The organism is Demequina gelatinilytica, assembly GCF_000971115.1.
GTDB lineage: Bacteria > Actinomycetota > Actinomycetes > Actinomycetales > Demequinaceae > Demequina > Demequina gelatinilytica.
Genome location: NZ_BBLV01000004.1, coordinates 186822 through 205331, shown reverse-complemented (window position 1 = coordinate 205331; position 18510 = coordinate 186822). Strand labels below are relative to the sequence as shown.

General features: G+C 71.7%; 19 protein-coding genes. 8 read left to right on the top strand and 11 right to left on the bottom strand.

Translation table 11 applies throughout. The features are described from left to right. Both pfkB and AOM00_RS04815 read right to left on the bottom strand, forming a co-directional pair. On the bottom strand, nt 1-951 hold the full coding sequence (pfkB, locus tag AOM00_RS04820) for a 1-phosphofructokinase (RefSeq protein ID WP_062516705.1): 951 nt from the start codon (nt 949-951) through the stop codon (nt 1-3). Further along, entirely contained in the window at nt 948-1709 is a 762-nt protein-coding gene (locus tag AOM00_RS04815; protein WP_062516704.1) for a DeoR/GlpR family DNA-binding transcription regulator, read from the bottom strand. The genes pfkB and AOM00_RS04815 overlap by 4 nt, the downstream gene beginning before the upstream one ends. 303 nt (nt 1710-2012) lie before the next feature. Here AOM00_RS04815 and AOM00_RS04810 point away from each other — a divergent pair, with 303 nt between their 5' ends. Next, entirely contained in the window at nt 2013-2840 is an 828-nt protein-coding gene (locus AOM00_RS04810; RefSeq protein ID WP_082096598.1) for a Bax inhibitor-1/YccA family protein, read from the top strand. Between the two features lie 58 nt (nt 2841-2898). Here the strand turns inward: AOM00_RS04810 and msrA are convergent, their stop codons facing one another. Continuing rightward, nucleotides 2899-3543: a peptide-methionine (S)-S-oxide reductase MsrA gene (msrA, locus tag AOM00_RS04805; protein WP_062516702.1), complete on the bottom strand. Its 645-nt coding sequence runs from the start codon at nt 3541-3543 to the stop codon at nt 2899-2901. Nucleotides 3544-3637: 94 nt separating this feature from the next. Here msrA and AOM00_RS04800 point away from each other — a divergent pair, with 94 nt between their 5' ends. Together AOM00_RS04800 and rlmC are read left to right on the top strand one after the other, a co-directional pair. Beyond that, nucleotides 3638-4894, top strand: a complete 1257-nt coding sequence (locus tag AOM00_RS04800; RefSeq protein ID WP_062516701.1) for an AI-2E family transporter — start codon at nt 3638-3640, stop codon at nt 4892-4894. Nucleotides 4895-4920: 26 nt separating this feature from the next. Further along, a complete protein-coding gene (rlmC, locus tag AOM00_RS04795) occupies nt 4921-6078 on the top strand; it encodes a 23S rRNA (uracil(747)-C(5))-methyltransferase RlmC (protein ID WP_062516700.1) in 1158 nt (385 codons plus the stop codon). A 64-nt stretch (nt 6079-6142) separates the two neighbouring features. Here rlmC and greA read toward each other — a convergent pair whose 3' ends face one another. Further along, nucleotides 6143-6625, bottom strand: a complete 483-nt coding sequence (greA, locus tag AOM00_RS04790; protein WP_062516699.1) for a transcription elongation factor GreA — start codon at nt 6623-6625, stop codon at nt 6143-6145. Nucleotides 6626-6712: 87 nt separating this feature from the next. After that, nucleotides 6713-7102, bottom strand: a complete 390-nt coding sequence (locus tag AOM00_RS04785; RefSeq protein WP_062516698.1) for a DUF4307 domain-containing protein — start codon at nt 7100-7102, stop codon at nt 6713-6715. A 34-nt stretch (nt 7103-7136) separates the two neighbouring features. On the opposite strand from AOM00_RS04785, the gene AOM00_RS15585 reads away from it, so the two are divergent. Continuing rightward, nucleotides 7137-7391 (top strand): hypothetical protein, encoded by a 255-nt coding sequence (locus AOM00_RS15585; protein ID WP_062516697.1) that lies wholly within the window; start codon nt 7137-7139, stop codon nt 7389-7391. Here AOM00_RS15585 and trhA read toward each other — a convergent pair. Further along, a complete protein-coding gene (gene trhA, locus AOM00_RS04775; RefSeq protein WP_062516696.1) occupies nt 7326-7982 on the bottom strand; it encodes a PAQR family membrane homeostasis protein TrhA in 657 nt (218 codons plus the stop codon). The two genes, AOM00_RS15585 and trhA, sit on opposite strands and share 66 nt — an antisense overlap. Nucleotides 7983-8057: 75 nt before the next feature. On the opposite strand from trhA, the gene AOM00_RS04770 reads away from it, so the two are divergent. Continuing rightward, nucleotides 8058-8822, top strand: coding sequence for an isoprenyl transferase (locus AOM00_RS04770; RefSeq protein WP_062516695.1), 765 nt, complete (start codon nt 8058-8060; stop codon nt 8820-8822). 323 nt (nt 8823-9145) lie between these two features. Further along, complete coding sequence (phoH2, locus tag AOM00_RS04765) at nt 9146-10504, top strand: RNA 5'-3' helicase PhoH2 (protein ID WP_062516694.1); 1359 nt, start codon at nt 9146-9148, stop codon at nt 10502-10504. Nucleotides 10505-10643: 139 nt separating this feature from the next. Here phoH2 and AOM00_RS04760 read toward each other — a convergent pair whose 3' ends face one another. The 5 genes from AOM00_RS04760 to AOM00_RS04740 all read right to left on the bottom strand — a co-directional run bounded on the left by AOM00_RS04760 (nt 10644) and on the right by AOM00_RS04740 (nt 16088). Next, nucleotides 10644-11756 carry an ABC transporter substrate-binding protein gene (locus AOM00_RS04760; protein WP_062516693.1) on the bottom strand — a complete coding sequence of 371 codons (1113 nt, stop codon included), beginning with the start codon at nt 11754-11756 and terminating at the stop codon, nt 10644-10646. An 89-nt stretch (nt 11757-11845) separates the two neighbouring features. Then, the gene (locus AOM00_RS04755; RefSeq protein ID WP_062516692.1) at nt 11846-12640 is read right to left on the bottom strand and encodes an ABC transporter ATP-binding protein; all 795 of its coding nucleotides are present in this window, start codon (nt 12638-12640) and stop codon (nt 11846-11848) included. Then, on the bottom strand, nt 12637-13668 hold the full coding sequence (locus AOM00_RS04750) for a FecCD family ABC transporter permease (RefSeq protein ID WP_062516691.1): 1032 nt from the start codon (nt 13666-13668) through the stop codon (nt 12637-12639). Before AOM00_RS04750 ends, AOM00_RS04755 begins: the two co-directional genes overlap by 4 nt. After that, nucleotides 13665-14660 carry a FecCD family ABC transporter permease gene (locus AOM00_RS04745; protein WP_062516690.1) on the bottom strand — a complete coding sequence of 332 codons (996 nt, stop codon included), beginning with the start codon at nt 14658-14660 and terminating at the stop codon, nt 13665-13667. The genes AOM00_RS04750 and AOM00_RS04745 overlap by 4 nt, the downstream gene beginning before the upstream one ends. 123 nt (nt 14661-14783) lie before the next feature. After that, nucleotides 14784-16088 carry a glutamyl-tRNA reductase gene (locus AOM00_RS04740; RefSeq protein ID WP_062516689.1) on the bottom strand — a complete coding sequence of 435 codons (1305 nt, stop codon included), beginning with the start codon at nt 16086-16088 and terminating at the stop codon, nt 14784-14786. A 45-nt stretch (nt 16089-16133) separates the two neighbouring features. Between AOM00_RS04740 and hemE the strand changes: the two genes are divergently transcribed. Both hemE and AOM00_RS04730 read left to right on the top strand, forming a co-directional pair. Next, entirely contained in the window at nt 16134-17219 is a 1086-nt protein-coding gene (gene hemE / locus AOM00_RS04735) for a uroporphyrinogen decarboxylase (RefSeq protein ID WP_062516688.1), read from the top strand. Continuing rightward, nucleotides 17212-18492, top strand: a complete 1281-nt coding sequence (locus AOM00_RS04730) for a protoporphyrinogen/coproporphyrinogen oxidase (RefSeq protein ID WP_062516687.1) — start codon at nt 17212-17214, stop codon at nt 18490-18492. The genes hemE and AOM00_RS04730 overlap by 8 nt, the downstream gene beginning before the upstream one ends. Nucleotides 18493-18510 lie beyond the last annotated feature (18 nt).

Here is an 18510-nt window from a genome sequence, read left to right as displayed (position 1 = left end):
TCAGCGCTGACCGAGGGTCAGTCCTGCAGGGGGGGTGTGCGAGAGCTGCACGGTGATGCCGCGGAGGTCCGCGGGCGAGGGGACCCGGCTGCCGGGAAGGGTCACGGCAGCCGAGCCCCAGAGGACGCCCTCGGCGAGGGCGTCGGCGGGGGGCAGGCCTCGGGTGAGGCCGTGGAGGAGGCCGGCGAGCATGCAGTCACCGGCTCCGACGGTCGAGACGGGCGCGGGGATGGACGCGCGCGCGTGGATGGCGTGGTTCGCATCGACAAGAAGGGCGCCATCGCCGCCGAGGCTCACCACCACGGTCCTCACGCCCACGGCGACCAGGTCGCCCGCGGCGACCTGGACATCGCCGAGCGTGCGCAGCGGGCGGCCGACCAGCTCGCACAGCTCCTCGTGGTTGGGCTTGATGAGGTCCGGGCGGGCGTCCACCGCGGCGGCGAGCGGCGCTCCGGAGCTGTCGATGGCGACCCGTGCGTCCCTGGCACGGGCATGCGCGATCAGGTCGCTGTAGAGCGAGTCTGGAGCGCCGGGGGGAAGGCTTCCGCATCCGACCACCCATGCCGCTCCGCGCGCGCTCGCGGTCGTCGCGTCGAGGAGCGCGTCGACCTCGAGGGGTGCGAGCTCGGGGCCGGGCTCGTTGAGCTTGGTGGTGGTGCCGTCGGGCTCGAGCACCGAGATGTTCATGCGTGCGGGGCCCGTGATGGGGACCGAGCGGTGGGCCACTCCCGCCGCGGTGAGCAGCTCCTCGAGGAGATGGCCCTCGGGGCCGCCGACCGGGAGGACCGCGACGGCGTCGCCGCCCTGCGCGGTGATGGCCCGTGCGACGTTGACGCCCTTGCCGCCCGCGTCGACCTGGACGGCCACGGCGCGGTTGACCTCGCCGCGCTCGAGCGACGTGAGCGTGATGGCCCGGTCGACGCTGGGGTTGGGGGTGAGGGTGACGATCATGCCGCTGCCACCTCCGTGCCGGCCGCCCGGAGCTCGTCCGCCGCGTCGTCCGCGAGGTCGGCGTCGGTGACGATGAGGTCGACCTCGTCGAGCGCCGCGAAGCGGTGGAGATGGTCGTCGCCTGCCTTGGACGAGTCGGCCGCGACCACGACGCGCCGGGCCGCCTTGACCATCGCGCGCTTGACCCGCGCCTCGTCCTGGTCCGGGGTGGTGAGGCCGCGCTCCGCGGAGAACCCGTTGGTGCCCACCACCGCGACATCGGCGACGATGCCGGCGAGCGCATCGGTGGCCCAGTCGCCCACGGCGGCGGCGGTCACGCCGCGGACGCGGCCTCCCAGCAGGTAGAGCGAGATGCCGGGCCGGGTCGACAGGGTGGTCGCGGCGGGCAGGGAGTCGGTGATGACGGTGAGGACCAGGTCGATGGGCAACGCGTCGACCAGCGCCTGCGTGGTGGAGCCGGCGTCGAGGATGACGGTGCCGCCCGCGGGGAGCTCCTGGAGGACCCGCGACGCGATCCGGCGCTTGACGTCGGGGCGCTGGGTCGAGCGTGACGCGAGCGTGGGCTCGAGCTCGAGCCGCTCGACGGGGATCGCACCACCGTGGACCCGGCGCAGCGATCCGCGCCGCTCGAGGGCGGTGAGGTCGCGGCGGACGGTCTCGGTGGTCACGGCGAGCGCCTCGGCGAGCGAGGCGACCTCGACACGGCCTGCGGCGCGCGCCTCCGCAAGGATGCGCTGCTGTCGCTCCGTCGCGTACATGGGTGACTCCTTTGTCCGGATATCCACATAGAAACACAGAAACAAAACCAAAGCAACAGGAACGAAGAAAAACGGGCTCCCCTCCCCTCCGACACTCCGGACGGATCTCGCGGCGACACGCCGTGGCGGACGGCGCATCGTGCGCCTGCGGACGGCGTGGCGGATCCGATTCCGTTGCGGCTGTCAGGAGGGGTGAGGCGCGTGGGAGCACGGCTGATGCCTGGCGCGTTGTCCTGACGACGGTCCCGCCGCCACGCGATGGCGCGTGTCTAGACTGGGGCGGTCGCCCACTGAGGAGGAAACGTGGCAAGTCCGGTGTTCAGCAACGCCAAGGAGTTCAAGGCCGACCCGCTGCTCGCGCAGCCGACCGCGCAGGACCTGAAGCAGCAGTTCCAGGCCCCGTCCGCGGCGCCCGGCTATGTGACGACCGAGCGCATGAGCTACCAGGGCGTCATCAACAAGTCCGTGGTGCTCGGCGCCCTCACGATCGCCACGGGCGCCGCGGGCTACGTGGTCGCCGGTCAGTCGGCGACGGCGTACATGCTCGCGCTCGGTGCGGGCCTCGTCGCGTTCGTCGTGGGCCTCATCGCCACGTTCCAGCGCAACGGTGCGAACCCGGTGCTCGTGGGCATCTACGCGATCGCCGAGGGCTTCTTCCTCGGTGCGATCACCGTGGCCATCGAGACCAGCTTCGACGCCCCGGGCGCTGGTCTGCAGGCGCTCGTCGCGACGGCGATCACCTTCATGGTCTGCATGTGGCTGTACCGCTCCGGCAAGGTGCGCTACACGAGCAAGCTGCGCAAGGTGCTGATGATCGGGATGATCTCGTACCTCATCTTCAGCCTCGTCAACGTCGGCTACATGATCTTCGCCGACGGGGCGACCGGCTTCGGCTTCTACTCGATGGAGATCGCCGGCACCAACCTGCCGTGGGGCGCGCTCATCGGCGCCTTCGCGATCCTGCTCGGCTGCATCTCGCTCATCGGCGACTTCGACTTCATCGAGAACGGCGTCAAGCGCGGTGCGCCCGCCAAGCTCGAGTGGACGGCGGCCTTCGGCCTCATCGTCACCCTCGTGTGGCTCTACATCGAGTTCCTGCGCCTCATCGCGATCTTCTCCGGTCGCGACTGACGCCTCACGCACGAAGGCCCCGACCGGTTGGTCGGGGCCTTCGTCGTCGTGGGGCTCTCTACGCGAAGCTCACCTGGCAGAAGCCGTGGTTGCAGTAGCCGCCCGGGTTCTTGTGCAGGTAGCCCTGGTGGTAGTCCTCGGCGTAGTAGAACGTGCCGTCGCCCGCCTGATCCGCACGCGCGATCTGCGTGGTGATGGCGCCGTAGCCCTGCTCCGTCAGGCGCGCCTGGTAGCGCTCGCGCGAGGCTTCGGCGGCCTCGAGCTGCGCCTCGGTCGTGGCGAAGATCGCGCTGCGGTACTGCGTGCCGATGTCCCCGCCCTGGCGGTTGGCCGTGGTCGGGTCATGGTTCTCCCAGAACGCGGCCAGCAGGGTCTCGAGCGAGACGGCGGAGGGGTCGTAGACCACCTGCACGGCCTCGGTGTGGCCCGTGAGCGAGGTGCACGTCTCCTGGTAGTTGGGGTTCCTGGTCCAGCCGCCCATGTAGCCGGCAGCGGTGACGTGCACGCCGGGGATCTGCCAGAAGATGCGCTCCGCACCCCAGAAGCAGCCCATCCCGACGTAGAGGACCTCGTAGCCCTCGGGCCAGGGACCCTTGAGGTCCGTGCCGAGCACCACGTGCTTGTCCGCGATCTGCATCTCCGCGTCCCGGCCCGAGAGGGCCTGGTCCGGCTTGATCATCACGGTCTTGTCGATTCCGAGCATCCGTTGCTCCCTTCCGCTCAGACGAACGCCGATACGCCCCGCCGTGTTCCTCGCGTCCCCGAGGCCGGGCGCGCCGACGGCTAGGCTCCGAAGCATGGCAGATCAGCCCGGTACCCCCGACACCGACGAGGCGCCCGTCGACGTCGCGACCGAGTACGTGCCGCTGTGGCTGCGCGTCACCGCCGCGTGGTCGTGGCGCCTCATCATCGTCGGCATCATCGCGTACGTGATGTTCGCGGGCTTCACCAACTTCGCGTCGATCATCCTGCCCCTCGCGATCGCGATGCTCATCGCTGCGCCGCTCGAGCAGGCCGTGAGCCGGCTCGAGAAGTGGCATGTGCCGCGCGCGCTGGGCGCCGCGCTCGCGATCATCGCGCTCGTCACCGTGGTGCTGGGCCTCGCCGTCGCGGCCGGCAGCTCGATCGTCGCGGGCTTCGGCGACCTCCAGGAGGCCGCCGTCAAGGGCTTCGACCAGTTCCTCGACTGGCTGGTGGACGGGCCCGTGCACCTGTCGCGCGAGCAGATCGACGACATGCTGGGCAACGTCACCAAGACGGTCCAGGACAACGCGTGGGGCGTGGCGACCGGCGCCTTCTCCGTCACGGGGACCATCGGCTCGCTGTTCGCCGGCTCGATCGTCGCGCTGTTCTCGCTGTTCTTCTTCATGAAGGACGGACGCAAGCTGTGGCTGTGGTTCGTCGGGCTGGTGCCCCGGTCCCGTGGCGAGCGCGTCGACAACGCCGGCATGACGGCGTGGCTCACGCTCCGTCGCTACACCGAGACGAGCGTGTTCGTGGCGTTCATCGACGCGGTCGGCATCGGCACCGGCGCGTGGATCCTGGGGCTGCCGCTCGCGTTCCCCATCGCGATCTTCGTGTTCCTGCTGTCCTTCATCCCGCTGTTCGGTGCCACGCTGTCCGGCGCCATCGCTGTCCTCGTGGGCCTGTTCGACGGCGGCTGGCCCACGGCGCTGTGGATGCTCGCGATCGTGCTGCTGGTCCAGCAGATCGAGGGCAATGTGCTGTACCCGTGGCTGTTCGGCAAGGCGGCGTCGCTCCACCCGCTGGTGATCCTGCTCACGGTCTCGATGGGCACGCTGCTGCTGGGCCTCATCGGCGCGGTCATCGCGGTCCCGATCGTGTCCTTCGTGTACGCGTTCGGGCGCTCGCTCCACGCCCAGATCACGGCGGAGGCGGAGGTGCCTCCGGACACGGGTGCCGTTCTCACCGAGCATCCACGCGAGGCGATCAAGCGGGCGCGCGAGGCGATCGCCAAGACCGGCGAGATCCGCGTGCGCCGCCGTCACCCCGAGGGCCACGACGACAGCGGGGACGATGCGCCGCACACCTGAGCGTCCGGCGCGCCTACACTCCTGAGGTGCGCTGCGCCTACTACGACTCGGGGGTGTGCCGCTCGTGCACGCTCATCGAGACCCCGCATGACGTGCAGGTCGCGGACAAGCAGGCGCACCTGGAGTCGCTGGTGAGCGCGGCGCTCGGCGAGAGCGCGCGCGGCATCGCCTGGGAGGCGCCGCTGGTGAGCGCCGAGCAGGGCTTCCGCACCAAGGCGAAGATGGTGGTGGGCGGCACCATGGACGCGCCGACCATCGGCATCCTCGACGAGCACGGGGCCGGGGTGGACCTGCGCGAGTGCCCCCTCTACCCGGAGCCGCTCGCCGCATCGTTCCCCGTCCTGGCACGCTTCGTGCACGTCGCGCGGCTCGAGCCCTACGACGTCCCTGCGCGCCGCGGCGAGCTCAAGAACGTCATCGTGACCCTCGCGCCCGACGGCGAGCTCATGGCCCGCCTGGTCCTGCGCTCGACCGAGGCGCTCGCGCGCATCCAGAAGCACCTGCCGTGGCTGCTTGCGGAGCTGCCGTCGCTCGCCGTGGTGACCGCGAACATCCTTCCCGAGCACAAGGCGGTGGTCGAGGGCGAGCGCGAGCTGGTGCTGACCGAGCGCGAGTCGCTCGCGATGGAGATGGGCGACGTGGTGCTGCACCTGCGCCCGCAGAGCTTCTTCCAGACCAACACCGCCATCGCTCGCGAGCTCTACGCCGATGTCGCGGCCTGGGTGGACGATGCGTCGCCCGCCACCGTCTGGGACCTGTACTGCGGCGTGGGAGGCTTCGCGCTGCATTGCCTCGGTCCCGGTCGCGCGGTGGTGGGCGTCGAGGTGAGCGAGCAGGCCATCGAGAGCGCGCGGCTCAGCGCCGAGGAGCTGGCTCGCGCGGGCGCCGCCGGTGCGGACGATGCGGTCTTCGTGGCCGCGGACGCGACCGCCTGGGCGCGCGAGCAGGAGCTGGTGCCCGACGCGGTGATCGTCAACCCGCCGCGGCGGGGGATCGGGGCGGAGCTCGCGGGGTGGCTCGAGGAGTCAGGGGCCGGCACGGTCGTGTACTCGAGCTGCAACGCCGTCACCCTCGCGAAGGACCTCGCAGCGATGCCGTCGCTGGTCCCGGTGCGCGGCCGGCTGCTCGACATGTTCCCCCACACCTCGCACTACGAGGCCGTGGTGCTGCTCAAGCGGGTCTGAGCCCCGAGACGCCACGATGCCCCCGGGGTTCTCCCCGAGGGCATCGTCGAAGCGTGTGCGAGCGTCAGCCGTTGAACGGCTCCGCGGCGACCACCTTGACGGAGATCTCCTTGCCGTTGGGCGCGACGTAGGACGTCTCGTCGCCGGCGACGTGGCCGAGCAGGGCGGCGCCCAGGGGGGACTCGGCGCTGAAGACGTCGAGGTCCGTGCCCTCGGCGATCTCGCGCGAGCCCACCAGGAACTTCATCTCGCGGCCCATGACTTCGGCCGTCACCACGGTGCCTGCGGCGATGGTGCCCGAGAACTCGACCTCGCCCACCTGGGCGGTCTCGAGCTTGCGGCGCAGCTCCTGGATGCGGGCCTCCATCTTGGCCTGCTCGTCGCGGGCCGCGTGGTAGCCTCCGTTCTCCTTGAGGTCGCCCTCCTGGCGGCGCTCGTCGATCTCCTTGGCGATCTCGACACGGCCGACGTTGACCAGGTGGTCGTACTCGGCCTGAAGCCGGTCGAACGCCTCCTGGGTCAGCCAGGTTCCAGTGGTCTCGGTCACGGTGCTACCTCCTCATGTGACAAGGTGCGCCACCTTACCAAGCCCGTGCAAGCCTCCCCAAGCCGGCACGGCATCGTGCCGGGGGGATCACTCCACGGGGACGCAGTACTGGACCTGCGCCGTGGTGGCCTCCTCGGTGGTGGTGATGGTGGCCTCGAGGCGCTGCTGACGACCGTCGGCGAACGCGATGCGCTGGGTGGTGACGCCGATCTCCGTGAAGCGCGGGTTCAGGGCGCGCAGCGTGCAGTCGACGTCGACGTCGTCGTAGAGATAGACGTCGTACGTCACGGTGATCTCCGTCGGGGACGCCACGGAGAACCCCACGTCCTTCCACCGCACCTCCTCATGCGAGGCGACGAAGGCGTACCACGCGGTCGCTCCCACGAGCAGGGCGAGGCTGCCGATGACGAGCGCCCACGAGCGCCTGCTGAGATGGGGGAGGGCGCCGTCGCGCTCGCTGGGTTCGGCAGTCGTCATGATGAGGCAGGATAGTCCGGTCAGAGAGGCGGATATGGATTCCAACTTCACCGGTGGCCCGGGCTTCCTCGCCTTCGTCGCCACGTTCGCGCTCGTGGGCGCGACCATCCTGCTCATGCGCTCGCTCAGCAAGCACCTGCGCAAGATGCGCGTCCAGCAGGCTCGCGCGGAGGCCGAGGCGCGCGTGGACGATGCGGCGGCGGAGACCCCGGAGGCGGGTGCGTCAGGCGACGGCGAAGGCGGCGAGGGAAGCGGCGACGAAGTGGCAGGCGAAGCCGGCGATCGTTAGCGCGTGGAAGATCTCGTGGAACCCGAAGTACTTCTGGGATCCGCGAGGCCACTTGGTGCCGTAGATGATCGCGCCGATGGTGTAGCAGAGCCCGCCGACGATGATGAGGACCACCACCGCCATCCCGCCGGCCTCGTAGAACGGCTTGATGAAGCCGATCGCGACCCAGCCGAGCGCGATGTAGATGGGGACGTACATCCATCGGGGCGCGCCGAGCCACAGCACGCGGAACAGCAGGCCGAGCACCGCGCCGCCCCACACCACCCCCAGCACCCATACGCTGGTCGGCGGCTCGAGCAGCAGCACGGTCAGCGGTGTGTAGGTGCCCGCGATGATGAGGAAGATGTTCGCGTGGTCCATGCGACGCAGCACCGCGCGGGTCCTGTCCGACCAGTTGCCGCGGTGGTAGACCGCGGACGTCCCGAACAGCATCACCGCCGTGAGGGTGAAGATCGCGAAGGACACCCTCCCGGCGAGCGTGGGCGCGATGGCGGTGAGCACCAGCCCTGCGATGAGCGCGAGCGGCGCCGCACCCAGATGAAGCCACCCGCGCATGAGCGGCTTACCAGGTACGGGGAGATTCTCGACCATGAACCTACGATACCGTAGGTTATGGCGCCAAGGTACGGTTGTCGCAGCCGTTGCCGCAAAGTCAGAAGGATGTCGATGGGCCTGAGCGCGCTCCTGTACGGGACGTATGAGAAGCGCCTCGCGCGCGAGCTCAAGCGGACCGGATCCTCGCCGCGGCACATCGGGGTGATCCTCGACGGCAACCGCCGGTGGGCCAAGCAGAGCGGCAACCCGGCCTCGCATGGCCACCAGCGCGGCGCCGACAAGATCACCGAGGTGCTCGAGTGGTCGCAGGACGCCGGCGTCGAGGTGGTGACGCTGTGGATGCTCTCCACCGACAACCTCGCGCGCGATCCGCAGGAGCTCGCGCCGCTCCTCGAGATCATCGCCACCGCGATCGAGCGGCTCGCGGACGACGGCCGGTGGCGCCTGCGCCACGTGGGCGACTCGTCGCTGCTCCCTCAGGGCACGGCGGCACGGATCGCGGCGGCGGTGGACCGCTCCGCGTCCGCCGACGGGCTGCACGTCAACGTCGCGGTCGGGTACGGCGGTCGCCACGAGATCGCGGAGGCGGTCCGCAGCTTCCTCAAGGCCGGTGTCGAGGCCGGGCACTCGCTCGAGGAGGTCGCGGAGAGCTTCTCGGTCGAGCACATCGCGGACCACCTCTACACCAAGGGCCAGCCGGACCCGGAGCTGGTGATCCGCACCTCAGGCGAGCAGCGCCTGGGCGGGTTCCTGCTGTGGCAGAGCGCGCACTCGGAGTTCTACTTCTGCGAGGCGTACTGGCCCGACTTCCGGCGCATCGACTTCCTGCGCGCGCTGCGCGACTTCTCGCAGCGCGAGCGCCGGCTCGGACGCTGACGGCCGGACCTTCGGTGCGCGGCGTGTCGCGCGCGACACGCCGCAGGCCGCGGGAAGCGGTCTCGCGAGAGCGCGCAGCGCTGCTCCGTGCATCGTCGCTGGTCGGCCGCCCGGGGAACCCGAAACGGACACGCCCGAGCGCGGGATGCGAGTTACATCTATGTGAACTTTCCGCGGCGTGTCTCCCGCGAGGAAGGGGAACGGGCGTAGCGTCGGGACCGTGGTAGCACAACGCCGTCACATCGGACCGATGTCGACGTAACCGAACGCCGTAGGGCGATCGGCGCCCTGCGGCCAGACCGCTGGGAGCCCTGTTGACCACCATGCCTCGCTCCGTCCCCGCCACCGCGATCGAGAACGCCGAGTCCACGGACGTGCGCACGTTCGTCCTCGACACCTCGGTCCTGCTCTCGGATCCGCGCGCCATGAAGCGCTTCGCCGAGCACGCGGTGGTCCTGCCCGTGGTCGTCATCACGGAGCTCGAGGCGAAACGGCACCACCCGGAGCTCGGCTACTTCGCGCGATCCGCGCTGCGCATGCTCGACGACCTCCGCGTCCTCCACGGGAAGCTCGACGAGCCCGTCACGGTCAACGAGGTGGGCGGCACGCTGTGTGTCGAGCTCAACCACACGGACCAGGAGGTGCTGCCGTCGGGCTTCCGGCTGGGCGACAACGACACCAGGATCCTCGCGGTCGCGGCCAACCTGGCCGCCGAGGGCGAGTCCGTGGTGGTCGTCTCGAAGGACCTGCCGATGCGCGTCAAGGCCTCGGCGCTGGGCATCGAGGCGGAGGAGTACCGTGCGGAGCTCGCGGTCGAGTCGGGCTGGACCGGCATGCGCGAGATCCAGATCAGCGACGAGCAGATGTCCTCGCTGTGGGAGCACGAGTCGCTCCCCGCGCCCGATCCGGCGCTGTCCGGTGAGAACCTGGCCGACCTCCCCGTGCACACGGGCCTGGTCATCCACGGCGCGCGCGGAAGCGCTCTCGGCCGCGTCACCGAGCAGGGCTCGGTACGGCTGGTGCGCGGCGATCAGGAGGTGTTCGGCGTCCACGGCCGCAGCGCCGAGCAGCGGATCGCGATCGACCTCCTGCTGGACGAGTCGATCGGCATCGTTTCCATGGGTGGCCGCGCCGGTACCGGCAAGAGCGCCCTCGCGCTCTGCGCGGGCCTCGAGGCCGTCATGGAGCGCCGCCTCCACAAGAAGATCATGGTGTTCCGTCCGCTCTACGCGGTGGGCGGGCAGGACCTCGGCTACCTGCCTGGCGACGCGGGCGAGAAGATGAACCCCTGGGCGCAGGCGGTCTTCGACACGCTCGGCGCGATGGTCTCCTCCGAGGTGGTCGAGGAGGTCATGGCGCGCGGGATGCTCGAGGTGCTCCCGCTCACGCACATCCGCGGCCGCAGCCTCCACGACGCGTTCGTGATCGTCGACGAGGCCCAGTCGCTCGAGCGCAACGTGCTGCTCACCATGCTCAGCCGCATCGGGCAGGACTCGCGTGTGGTGCTCACGCACGACGTCGCGCAGCGCGACAACCTGCGTGTGGGTCGCCACGACGGCATCGCCGCGGTGATCGAGGCGCTCAAGGGCCACCCGCTCTTCGCGCACGTGACGCTCGAGCGTTCCGAGCGCTCCGCGGTCGCGGCGCTGGTGACGGACATGCTGGAGCGGCTCGACCTCTGACCCGGCCCCCGCGTCCTGAACCTGGACGGCGGACGATGCGCGAGCATCGTCCGCCGTCCACGTCCGGGGCTGCTCGGCGACGTGACAAGGCCCCGCTCACCGGAGAAGGTGAGCGGGGCCTCGCTCGGCGCTACGGTGATCAGCCCTCCGAGGAGAACTCCACGACCTCGGTGGCGGGGTCGCCGTCGAGAGCGGCCTCGAGCATCGGCACGAAGGCCTCGATCGAGTAGAAGACCGACGAGGGGGAGTTCGCGAAGAACGCGCCCTCGAGCACCGGGTCGGACAGCCAGATGCTGCCGCCCACCTGCGAGATGTTCAGCGAGTCGAACAGCGGCAGCGACTGGAGCGAGTCGCGCGCCTCGGGCGTGGTCGCGACCTGCCACACGATCGAGTCGAGGTCGCCCAGGACGTCGAGCTGCTCGGCGCTGATCTGCATCCAGGCCTCGTCGGTGCCCTCGATCGACGCGACGTCGAGGCCCACGTTCGCGAGGAACTGGTTGCGGGTGTCGTTGGCGCTGTAGACGAAGGCCTGGCCCTCGTAGAAGCCGCCCACCTGCGACGTCATGCCGGCCCACTCGGGGTGCGCGTCGCGGACCTCGGCGAACGCCGCATCGATCTCGGCGATGATCGCCTCGGCCTCGTCGGTGGTGCCGGTGGCCTGGGCGAGGAGCGTGAGCTCGTCCGCGAGCGAGACGTTCCACTCGGCGGTCTCGGCGCCGTCGGCGTCGGTGGCCGGGCGGGTCACCACGGGGGCGATGCCCGAGAGGAGGTCGTACTCCTCCTGCGTCATGGTGTGGTTCGGGTAGGTCGCCACGATGAGGTCGGGCTCGAACGAGGCGATCAGCTCGGCATCGTACGTGGTCGAGCCGGGCACGAACAGCTCGGGCTCCGCGCCCGCGGCGAGGCGGTCCTCCTCGGCCCACGGGCCGGTGCCGTTGGCATAGCCCTGCCACGACTCGGGCACCGCGACGGGCGCGACGCCGAGAGCGTAGAGGTACTCGTGCTCGTGCGAGCCGAGCGTGACCACGCGCTGCGGCTCGGACTCGACCGTGACCTCGCCCATGACGGTGTCGAGCGTGACCGGGAAGGCTGCCGCGGGCGCGTCGGTGGTCTCCGCGGCGGTGGGCTCCGCGGAGGCGCCGGTGGTGGCCTCGTCCTCGGTCTCGGACGGCGAGCACGCGGCGAGCGCGAGGGCGGCGGCGGCCGCCATGCCGAGCGCGCCGGCGCGGCGCTGGGTGGAGGTGGTGAACATGCTGGTCCTTTCGTGGGGATCAGTGTCGGGGCTGGTGGTCGTCGCGGGGTGCGCGACCGGTTGGGACGATCGGGGGTGCGGCGCGCGGCTCATCGCGCGCCGCCTGGTCCGTGCGCGGGCACCACCATGGGGGTGCCGGTGACGGGGTCCTCGAGCACGCGCGCCTCGAGCGCGAACACGTCGCGGATGAGCTCCTCGGTGAAGACCTCGCGCGGCGTGCCCGCGGCTGCCACCACGCCGTCGCGCATCGCGATGACGTGATGCGCGTAGCGCGCGGCCTGGTGGAGGTCGTGGACCACCATGACGATGGTGCGCTCCTGGCGCGTGTTGAGGTGGTGGAGCAGGTCCATGACGTCGTACTGGTGCGCGATGTCGAGGTATGTGGTGGGCTCGTCGAGGATCATGAGCGGCGTGTCCTGCGCGAGCGTCATCGCGATCCAGGCGCGCTGACGCTGGCCGCCGGAGAGCTCGTCGACCACGGCGTCCTGGATGCTCGTGAGCTGCGTCGAGTGCAGCGCCGAGGTCACCGCCATCTCATCCGTGGCGCTCCACGGGCGCAGCACCTTCTGGTGCGGGGTGCGCCCGCGCGCCACGAGCTCCTTGACGGTGATGCCGGCGGGCGCGATGGGCGACTGCGGGAGCAGGCCCACGCGTCGCGCCACCTCGCGCGTGGGGATGCGGTGGATGTCCTCGCCGTCGAGCAGCACGGTGCCCTCGGACGCAGGCAGGAGCCTCACCAACGCGCGCAGCAGGGTCGACTTGCCGCAGCCGTTGGGGCCCACGATCGCGGTGATCCTGCCGTCGGGCACCTCGACGTCGACGCCGTGGACGATGGGCGTGCCCCCGTAGCCGATCACGGCCTTCCGGGTCTGGAGCCTGGTCATGCGGGACCTCCTCGGGACGCGCGCCACACGAGCCACAGCAGGTACGGCGCGCCCACGGCGGCGGTGAAGACGCCGACAGGGAGCTGGATGGTGGTGGGCATGAGCTGCGCGACCTGGTCGGCGGCGAGCAGCAGCAGCGCGCCCATGAGGGCGGACGGGATCAGGGTGACGCCCGCGTTGCGGGTGAGGCGCAGCGCGATCGCGGGGGCGACCAGGGCGATGAAGCCGATGGGACCCGTGATCGCGACCGAGGCGGCGGCGAGCAGCACGGAGCTCAGCGCGAGCGCCATGCGCGCAGGCCCGACCGCGATCCCGAGCGCGCGCGCCGCATCGTCGCCCATCTCCATGGTGCGGAGCGAACGCGCGTTCCATAGGACCACGGGGAGGAGCACGGCGAGGCAGATCGCGGCCACGCTCACGTGGGTCCACGTGCGACCGGTGACGGAGCCCACGAGCCAGCCCAGGGCGTTGCCGGCCTCGTGCATGTCCATCCGGGTGAGCACGTACTGCGTGGTCGCGTTGGCCACGAAGCCCATGCCGATACCCGCGAGGATCAGCCGCAGCGGGACGATGCCGTGGCGCCACGAGAGCAGCAGGATCAGCCCCGCTGTCACGAGCGCGCCCGCGGCGGCGCCGGCCGCTGTGACCCACAGCGAGCTCGCGCCGATGAGCCACAGCGTGACGACCGCACCGGTGCCGGCGCCCATGGAGATGCCGATGAAGTCGGGCGAGGCGAGCGGGTTGCGCGTGAGCGACTGCAGGATCGCGCCCGACAGCCCGAGCATCGCCCCGACAAGGACGGCGGTCAGGGCGCGCGGCGCGCGGACCTGGCCCACGATGAAGTCGGCCGGTGCGCCGACGGGGATCCCGACGGCGGCCTTGAGCGAGTCGAGGATGGTGATGCTCGACTGCCCGTTCGAGAGCGCGAAGATCACGAGCGCGACGAGCGCGACGAGCATGACCAGGCCCACGGCGAACGTCCGCCGGTGGGTGGAGATGCCGAGCGGTCCGATGCGGAGGATCCTCACAGCTCCACCACCTTCATGCGGCGTGCCATGAGCGCGAAGATGAGGCCTCCGATGAAGGCGGTGCTGATGCCCACGCCGATCTCGCCCGGGGGCGCGACCACGCGGCCGATGACGTCGCACACGAGCACGAGCGCCGCGCCGCCGAGCGCGCTCACCGCGAGCAGCCACGGCAGCGAGGCGCCGACGAGCGCGCGCGCGAGGTGCGGGACGGCGAGCCCGACGAAGACGATGGGTCCCGCGGCGGCGGTCGCCGCCCCCGCGAGCAGGGTGACGATGACGATGATCACCGTACGGATGGCGCCGATGCGCACCCCGAGCGCGCGGGCGGCATCCTCGCCGAGCTCGATCGCCTGCAGCTGACGCGACGCGAGCAGCCCCGCGGCGATCGCGACGGCGACGATCCATGCGAGCGCGGTCACGTCGTAGTCCTGGCGTCCGGTCAGCGACCCTGCGACCCACAGGCGGTACTGCTCCATGGTCTGGTCGTTGAGCAGCAGGATCGCGTACGTCACGGAGGACACCAGCGCCGTGAAGGCGACGCCGGCGAGCGCGAGCCTGACGGGGGCGCCCGCAGCCGCGCCGCGCGCGCCGATCGCGTAGACCACGATCGCGGCCACGCCCGCGCCCACGAAGGCGACGGGCACCTGTGCCGCGAAGCCGGTCGCCACACCGGTGCTCAGCGCGATCACCACCGCGAGCGACGCGCCCGCGTTGATGCCCAGCAGGCCGGGATCCGCGAAGGGGTTGCGCGTGAGCGCCTGCATGAGCGCACCGGCCACTCCCAGCGCCGCGCCCGCGAGGATCCCGATGACCGTGCGCGAGACCCGCAGGTCGCTGACGATGAGCTGCTCCGGGTCGTTCGGGTCGAGATCGGTGAGGGCCTGCCATACGGTGCCCAGGTCGATCGCGCGCGCGCCGATCGCGAGCGACAGCGCGATCGCGACGACCAGCACCGCTGCTGCGGTGATCGCGATCAGGGCGCGCGTGCGCATCGGGCTCCTCAGGCTCGGGTGGTGCGCAGGCGTGTGCGCGGGTAAGGCCCACCTAACCTAGCGCATCCCGGGGCTATTTCGGAACGGCCTCGTTCCCTAAATGGCCGGTGTGGGAGGAGGTGATCAGCCCTGAGAGGCCTCGGAGTCGATCTCCGCGACCGGGCACGCGTCATCCGGGACGGCGACGTCGATGCCGTACAGCGCGCGGATCGCCTCGAGGTACTGCGAGGCCTCGCCCGCCTGCGCGTGCTCACGCGCGCGCACCGTCGGGGTGTGGAGGAGCGTCTTGGCGAAGCGGCGCAGCGCGGCCTCGGTCTCGTCGGCGCGGTCGACGGCCTCCTGCGGCGCTCCTGCGCCAGGGCGGATGCGCGCGACCTCGCGCTCGAGCAGCCCGAACACGTGCTCGCGCAGCGCCACCACCGCCGGGTCGAGCGAGCGCGCCGTCTCGCCGTCGCCGAAGCGCGCGACGGCGTGCGCGACGATGGAGCGGGCGGCGTCGATCGCGCCCACGGACTCGCCGGGGGCCGAGGAGCCGACATCGTCGAGGCCGATGACGGTCACGCCGCGCAGCTCGCCGACGCCGGGCGCGATGTCGCGGTGGAGCGCGAGGTCGATCAGCGTGAGCGGGGCGTCGAGGCCGTGCCTCGCCGCCGCGACGAGCGCCGGGGTCACCACCACGGACTCGCCGCCGGAGCAGGCGAACACCACATCGGCCTCGCGGATCGCCAGCTCGAGCCCGTCGAGCTCGACGGCCTCGATCCGGTGGCGCAGCGCGAACTCCTGCGCGCGCCCCGAGGGGGAGAACACGCCGTCCACGCGCGCGCCGCGGCCGTGGAGCGTCCCCACCGCGGTCTCCGCGAGCGCGCCGGTGCCGATCATGAGCACGCGCGCACCGTTCCAGTCGACGGTCGCGTCGGCCAGGTCGAGCGCGACGGACACGACGGAGCGGCCGGACGTGCCGAGCCCCGTCGAGGCCGCGACCACGCGAGACGTCCGCAGCGCGGACTGGAACAGACGGTCCAGACGCGGGGTGATCTGCTGGCGCTTCTGCGCCTCGATGTGCGCGCGGCGAACCTGGCCGCTGATCTCGCGCTCGCCTACGACCATCGACTCGAGGCCGGAGGTGACGGAAAGGAGGTGCTGGATCGCGTCGTCGTCCTCGTAGGGGACCAGCGCCTGCTCGACGGTCTCGCGGTCCAGCGCGCTCGCGCGCGCGATCGCGTCGACCACGGCGTCCCGCGCGGCCTCGGTGTCGTCCGTCTCGATGTAGACCTCGAAGCGGTTGCACGTGGGGAGCACCACCGCGCCGGCGACGGCGCCGTGAGCGTCGATCAGCTCCGAGGCGAGCGTGTCCGCACCGACCTGCAGCTGCTCGAGCACGGCGAGCTCACGGTTGCGGTGCGAGGCGACAAGGGACAGGAAGGACACGGCCTCAATTCTGACACGGGACCCCGACAAGGCAGAATCGAGGTCATGTCTTCGCTGCCCGCCGCCCATCCGCTCGCCACCGGCGCCGTCGCCGACGCGCCCCTCCTCGCCGCGCTCCGCGGCGAGACGCCCGCGCATCGTCCCGTCTGGTTCATGCGTCAGGCGGGCCGCTCGCTGCCCGAGTACCTGGAGGTCCGCAAGGGCACCACCATGCTCGAGTCGTGCCTCGACCCCGCGCTCGCGGCGGAGATCACGCTGCAGCCCGTGCGGCGCTACGGCGTCGACGCCGGCATCTTCTTCTCGGACATCGTGGTGCCCATGAAGGTCGCTGGCGTGGGCGTCGAGATCGCCCCCGGCGTGGGCCCCGTGTTCGCGCGCCCGATCCGCGCGATGGAGGACGTCGAGGCGCTCCCGTCGCTCGGTGAGGAGGGCGACCGCGGCACGTTCGACGCCGGGCTCGACGCCATCCGCGAGGCCGTGCGGCTCACGGTGGACCAGCTGGGCGGGACGCCCCTCATCGGCTTCGCGGGTGCGCCGTTCACCCTCGCCGCCTACATGGTCGAGGGACGTCCGTCGCGCGACCACCTGGGCGCGCGCCGCCTCATGATCGAGGCCCCCGAGGTCTGGGAGGCGCTCACCGCCTGGACCTCGAAGGCCGCGGGGCTGTTCCTGCGCGCGCAGGTCCTCGCGGGCGCCTCCGCCGTGCAGCTGTTCGACTCATGGGCGGGCTCGCTCGCACCCGCGGACTACGTCGCGCACTGCCAGGCCGGATCGGCCGCGGCGCTCTCCGCGGTCGCGGACCTCCCGGTCCCGCGCATCCACTTCGCGGCCCACGGCTCGCACCTGCTGCGCCCCATGGCCGATGCCGGCGCGACCGCCATGGGCGTCGACTACCGCCTGCCGCTCGACGAGGCCAACCGCATCCTCGGGGGTGCCTACCCGCTCCAGGGCAACATCGACCCCGCACGCCTGACCGCGCCCGCCGACGTGCTCGAGGCGCATGTGCTCGACGTCCTCGCGCGCGGTGCCGAGGCGCCCGGCCACGTGGTCAACCTGGGCCACGGCGTGCCGCCCGAGACGGACCCCGACGTGCTCCACCGCATCGTCGACCTGGTCCACGCGCGTGGCTGAACGCGTCCTCGTCGTCGGCGGGGGCATCGCGGGGCTTCTCGCCGCGCGGCGCCACGCGCGTCGCGGCGCCGTGGTCACGGTGCTCGAGTCCGGCCCCGGCTGGGGTGGACGCGTGAGCCCGGTGCGCGTCGCGGGGCTCACCCTCGATGCGGGTGCGGAGTCGTTCGCGACACGGACGCCCGCCGTGGAGGCTCTTGTCCGCGAGCTCGGGTTGGGCGGTTCGCTCGTGGCGCCCACGCGAGCGCCCGCCTGGGTGGTGACGCCCGACCGCTCCTATCCGCTGCCCACCACGGGCTGGCTCGGCATCCCCACCCGGCCGCTGCACCACGAGGTGCGCCGCATCATCGGCTGGGGAGCCGCGGCCGAGGCCGCGCTCGAGCGCTCGCGCCCGCTCGGCGAGGTCGCGGACGATGCGACGGTCGGGTCGCTCGTGCGGGCGCGTCTGGGCGTGCGTGTCGCGGACCTCCTGGTCGCTCCGGTCCTCCAGGGTGTGTACTCGCGACCGCTCGACGAGCTCCCGCTCGCAGCGATCGACCCCACGCTGCCGCAGCAGCTGCGGGACGCGGGGAGCCTGCTCGCGCTCGCGGAGCGGCGGCGGCGCCTCGCACCGGCTGGTTCCGCGGTGCTCGGGCTCGAGGGAGGCGTGTGGAGGATCACCGCGGCGCTCGCGGACTCCGCTCGCGAGGCCGGCGTCCGGCTCGTGGTCGCGACGTCGGCGGATTCGGCGCAGCGGCGCGACGGGGCGTGGCACGTGCATGCCGGTGGCGGCACGCTCGTCGCGGACACGCTCGTGCTCGCGGTGCCCCAGCCCGAGGCGCAGCGGCTGGTCCCGGAGCTTCTCGTGCCCCCCGCGGGCCGCACCGTCGCGCTCGCGACCCTGGTGCTGCGTGCGCCCGAGCTCGACGGCGCGCCGCGCGGCACAGGCGTGCTGGCGCTCGGCGGGGTGACGCGCGCGAAGGCGCTCACGCATGCGACGGCGAAGTGGCGATGGCTGCGTCGGCGTGCGGACGGCAGGCACGTGGTCCGGTTGTCGTATGCGGTGACCGACCCCGACGAGGACCTGCTCGCGTGCGCGCTCGCGGACGCGAACCGGCTGCTGGGGGTCGACCTCCCCCCGGACCGCGTGCTGGCGTCCACCCTGGTGGAGTGGCCCGACGCGTCGCCCGGTGCGGTGCGCGACCGACGCCCGCTGCCCGGCCTCGAGCTGGTCGGCGCAGCCGCGGGGCTCTCCGGTCTGGCCTCGATCGCGGGCGCGGAGACACCCGGGACCTAGGTCCCAGCGATTTCCCAC

What these genes read in the sequence shown, in the direction of transcription:
- pfkB (WP_062516705.1), bottom strand. Translation starts at nt 951, where the DNA reads ATGATCGTCACCCTCACCCCCAACCCCAGCGTCGACCGGGCCATCACG.
- AOM00_RS04815 (WP_062516704.1), bottom strand. Translation starts at nt 1,709, where the DNA reads ATGTACGCGACGGAGCGACAGCAGCGCATCCTTGCGGAGGCGCGCGCC.
- msrA (WP_062516702.1), bottom strand. Translation starts at nt 3,543, where the DNA reads ATGCTCGGAATCGACAAGACCGTGATGATCAAGCCGGACCAGGCCCTC.
- AOM00_RS04800 (WP_062516701.1), top strand. Translation starts at nt 3,638, where the DNA reads ATGGCAGATCAGCCCGGTACCCCCGACACCGACGAGGCGCCCGTCGAC.
- AOM00_RS04785 (WP_062516698.1), bottom strand. Translation starts at nt 7,102, where the DNA reads ATGACGACTGCCGAACCCAGCGAGCGCGACGGCGCCCTCCCCCATCTC.
- AOM00_RS15585 (WP_062516697.1), top strand. Translation starts at nt 7,137, where the DNA reads ATGGATTCCAACTTCACCGGTGGCCCGGGCTTCCTCGCCTTCGTCGCC.
- trhA (WP_062516696.1), bottom strand. Translation starts at nt 7,982, where the DNA reads ATGGTCGAGAATCTCCCCGTACCTGGTAAGCCGCTCATGCGCGGGTGG.
- AOM00_RS04770 (WP_062516695.1), top strand. Translation starts at nt 8,058, where the DNA reads ATGGGCCTGAGCGCGCTCCTGTACGGGACGTATGAGAAGCGCCTCGCG.
- phoH2 (WP_062516694.1), top strand. Translation starts at nt 9,146, where the DNA reads ATGCCTCGCTCCGTCCCCGCCACCGCGATCGAGAACGCCGAGTCCACG.
- AOM00_RS04760 (WP_062516693.1), bottom strand. Translation starts at nt 11,756, where the DNA reads ATGTTCACCACCTCCACCCAGCGCCGCGCCGGCGCGCTCGGCATGGCG.
- AOM00_RS04755 (WP_062516692.1), bottom strand. Translation starts at nt 12,640, where the DNA reads ATGACCAGGCTCCAGACCCGGAAGGCCGTGATCGGCTACGGGGGCACG.
- AOM00_RS04745 (WP_062516690.1), bottom strand. Translation starts at nt 14,660, where the DNA reads ATGCGCACGCGCGCCCTGATCGCGATCACCGCAGCAGCGGTGCTGGTC.
- hemE (WP_062516688.1), top strand. Translation starts at nt 16,134, where the DNA reads ATGTCTTCGCTGCCCGCCGCCCATCCGCTCGCCACCGGCGCCGTCGCC.